Below are 507 nucleotides of genomic sequence, written 5' to 3'. Positions count from 1 at the left end.
CTACGGCTTTGGTGTCGATGTGGTCCTGCCGCCGGCCGAAGGCGCGGATCCGGCGGGCGTCCCCGGCGATTTCAGCTGGGGCGGGATGTTCGATACCGACTTCTTCATCAGCCCGGCCACCGATGTCAGCGCCGTGTTCATGACGCAGATCCAGCCCGGACCGAACCGGGCCGAACCGCGCACCAGCGCCGTCTTCCGCCCGATGGTCTATGCGAGCTTCGCCTTCGACTGACAAAGTGCAGAACCGGGCGACGGAGATAGCCGACGGCGGCGTTGAACAGGCGAGACGGACGCCCCTCCCTGTTCCCCTGTCCGTCTCGCTCACATGTCCCCCCTGACATGTCACAGGGCCCGCCGGTGGCGGGCCCTGTTTGTGTCCGGGTGCTGTGAAAGACGACCGCTCTACTGGTCGGAGTTCTCGCCGCTGTCGCGTTGTACCTGCGTGAAGAGCAGGAGCGGCGATGCCACGAAGATCGAGGAATAGGTACCGATCACGATGCCCCAGAT

The 507-nt window shown here is 65.1% G+C and carries 2 protein-coding genes; one reads left to right on the top strand and one right to left on the bottom strand.

What is annotated here, in order from left to right; all coding sequences use genetic code 11:
- Window positions 1-232: hypothetical protein (locus PKF00_RS44420; protein ID WP_271223821.1), on the top strand; the 232-nt coding region annotated here is incomplete at its 5' end.
- A 170-nt stretch (window positions 233-402) separates the two neighbouring features.
- Here the strand turns inward: PKF00_RS44420 and PKF00_RS45130 are convergent.
- Window positions 403-507 carry a hypothetical protein gene (locus PKF00_RS45130; protein ID WP_369011211.1) on the bottom strand — a complete coding sequence of 35 codons (105 nt, stop codon included), beginning with the start codon at window positions 505-507 and terminating at the stop codon, window positions 403-405.

This window comes from Streptosporangium carneum, from assembly GCF_027922005.1.
GTDB classification, from domain to species: Bacteria; Actinomycetota; Actinomycetes; order Streptosporangiales; family Streptosporangiaceae; genus Streptosporangium; species Streptosporangium carneum.
Note: the sequence above shows the minus strand (reverse complement) of the source record. Positions and strands in the feature narration are given on the sequence as shown.